General features: G+C 44.5%; 2 protein-coding genes and 1 pseudogene. 1 reads left to right on the top strand and 2 read right to left on the bottom strand.

Annotated elements, in window-relative coordinates:
• A pseudogene (locus tag H6F80_RS28640) lies at positions 1–106 on the top strand (IS630 family transposase); the annotation flags it as partial.
• A 483-nt stretch (positions 107–589) separates the two neighbouring features.
• Here the strand turns inward: H6F80_RS28640 and H6F80_RS28635 are convergent.
• Both H6F80_RS28635 and H6F80_RS28630 read right to left on the bottom strand, forming a co-directional pair.
• A complete protein-coding gene (locus H6F80_RS28635; RefSeq protein WP_190794913.1) occupies positions 590–1,333 on the bottom strand; it encodes an IS701 family transposase in 744 nt (247 codons plus the stop codon).
• A gap of 275 nt (positions 1,334–1,608) precedes the next feature.
• On the bottom strand, positions 1,609–2,001 hold the full coding sequence (locus H6F80_RS28630; RefSeq protein WP_518523680.1) for a fasciclin domain-containing protein: 393 nt from the start codon (positions 1,999–2,001) through the stop codon (positions 1,609–1,611).
• Between the last annotated feature and the right edge of the window lie 532 nt (positions 2,002–2,533).

Below are 2,533 nucleotides of genomic sequence, written 5' to 3'. Positions count from 1 at the left end.
GTGGTTTGTCCTGAAGAACTGGATGCGACAGCGATGGGATGAGTTTGAAACCTTTCGTGATTGTGTCGACGCTGCTTTCAAAAACTGCCCTAACGTGATTGCGTAGCGCTATAGAGATATTAAATAGCCTAATCCAAGGTTGAAGGAGACAGAAAAAGATAAAGGGTTGAACCAGCAGTTGTACATTGTTGAAACGCCGTTTCCAGCCCTGCGCCTCCTGCCAATCGGGATGTTGCTGCAATCGTGTCAGGAGATCATGTTGACCTTCATCGATCATTCCAGGCGGTTGAGCACCCAATCCGTAGAACTGCAAACTCAGCATCGGATAGACACTGAAGACTATCTCCCACCATCGTTCGATCTGCTCATAGTGCGTGAGTCGGTAGTCAGCCCATCCCAACTCATTCTTACACTGCTTGAAACCATATTCTATCCACGTTCTCAACCCATAGAGATTGCCAATGAACTCCGGGTCTTGTTCAGCAGACAAGTGGCTCATCACCATCCAGGTGCTGTTGGCAGGCAATAAAGTAGGGTCACTCGTCAGCGTTCAGTATCACCACTCGAATCGCTGACCAAAGACGATTTCTTAGATATATCTGGTTTGCGTTTCACCATTAGCAAACACTCGCTCAAACGCTCGCCAAGCACTGTAGCTAATCTCGGCTTCTTTAGGCATCCACACGCCATAATTAGAGCGAATCGCCATAATCCACAGCAACTTCAACTCGTCGAGCACAGTCAAAAAGGGATGGCTCTCCCCGTAGAAACTGTCTGCCCGCACTAAGGAAAAGTGAAAGCCAAAATCTAGCAGTTCCTGAATGATTTTCTCGGCCAGTTGGAGTCTGGTTTGATAAACATCCTCTGCTTTAAGGCGACGGCGGGGTTTGAACACTTTGAACAACAAGGGAAAGGTGAGGTCATCCAGCACTCCATAGGCATTCACAGAAACCATGCCATTGTCCACTTTGCCAATGTATTGTCTGTCCACGTAATCGGTCGTTTTTCCTTTTTTGCGGTCTCCGGTGTCGTCAAGGACGAGGACAATCGGTTGTCTCTGGATTTGCTCGAGAATCAAAGACAGACGTTGGTAGCGCAACGCGCCTACCTGCCAAGGGGAGTGGGTTAGGAAGTGGTGCAGCACTTGGTCATTCGGCAAGCCCCCGGTTTTGGCAATGGCAGGTAAAGATTTGCGAGGCAGAGGAGCGACCAAGCCGAGGTGCAAAGAGGTAAATGCTTCAAAACTGCGGACATCGCTAAAGAGATGTTGGTAGGCTCGACGATAGTTGTCGACAAAACGAACTGTGGATTGAGGGAGGCGAGGTTCAACCATCACAGGCACCTCAAGCAAGAGCATCTATTCTGATCTTACTCTCGCTAGAGTGATGAAACAGGGGTATTATAAAAAGTACCTTGGATCTATTAGATGTACGATCGCATCAATCTAAAGTACGAGAGGGTTGTTAAGTTTATTAAACGATTAAATTTATTTAACGAGTTTTATCCAAGCTTTTAAGAGAAGCGTAACGAATGAGCGTAAAGGCTGCATCCGTTAAGTCCTCAATTTAATAGATCCAAGAATAGCCGTTGCCACTCCTGGAAAAGGATTTACGCAGGCATCAGCACGGTATCAATGATGTGAATCACTCCATTATCAGCAGCGACATCAGGGGTTGTGACTGTAGAATTATTTACCTTGACCCCTTTGGAGGCATCGATCGCCACATTTGAGCCTTCAACGGTTGTAGCCGATTTCAGCTTCGTCACATCCGCTGCCGTAACTTTGCCGGATACGACATGATAGGTCAGAATCTTCTTGAGTTGGGGAATGTCTTTAAGGAGTTTGTCTACTGTACCTGCGGGCAGCTTTGCAAACGCCTCATCTGTTAGAGGAAAGACCGTAAAAGGTCCCTTTCCTTGGAGGATTTCGACTAAGTTAGCAGCCTTTACGACAGCAACCAGAGTGCTAAAAGAACCAGCATTAACGGCAGTATCAACAATATCAGCTATGTGTTTTATCTAATTTGTTATCTTTTAACACTAGTTAGTATAACTAATTTATGTTCAAATTTATGTTTAATTTTAAAATTTAATGTAAATTGAGATTATTTTTTTAATTCGCTTTCTGATAATTAAAAAATAAAATTTGATTCACTATAATAATCCGTTAAGCGTAAATCAACTATCACATAAAATATTCTAATTAGCGCTGCTTTAATTAATACTGTTTCAATTAACGCTACAGCACCCACATTATTCCCAAATAGATTGCAAACATAGGGTGCAGAGGCTCTGCCAAGCAGATTGGGAAACTGTCGGAGCCTTTTATTACTCCAGCAACCTTTGTGACTGCTCATGCGATGATTGCGTAGGGTGCGTTAGCGGCAGCGTAACGCATGATTTCCAAAGCTCTGTTTAGTTGCCAAAGTAATAGGAACCATCGTCAGGACTCTTACCCCATTAGGGGGGCAAGAATTCCAGTCTTTAAATTTCTATCGAACTGAATCTAACTCTAGCAATTCTTGGGGCGATG

The organism is Leptolyngbya sp. FACHB-711, assembly GCF_014695615.1.
GTDB lineage: Bacteria > Cyanobacteriota > Cyanobacteriia > Elainellales > Elainellaceae > Leptolyngbya_A.
Note: the sequence above shows the minus strand (reverse complement) of the source record. Positions and strands in the feature narration are given on the sequence as shown.

Excerpts from the sequence above, each read along its gene's own strand:
- H6F80_RS28635 (WP_190794913.1), bottom strand. The coding sequence starts at position 1,333 with ATGGTTGAACCTCGCCTCCCTCAATCCACAGTTCGTTTTGTCGACAAC.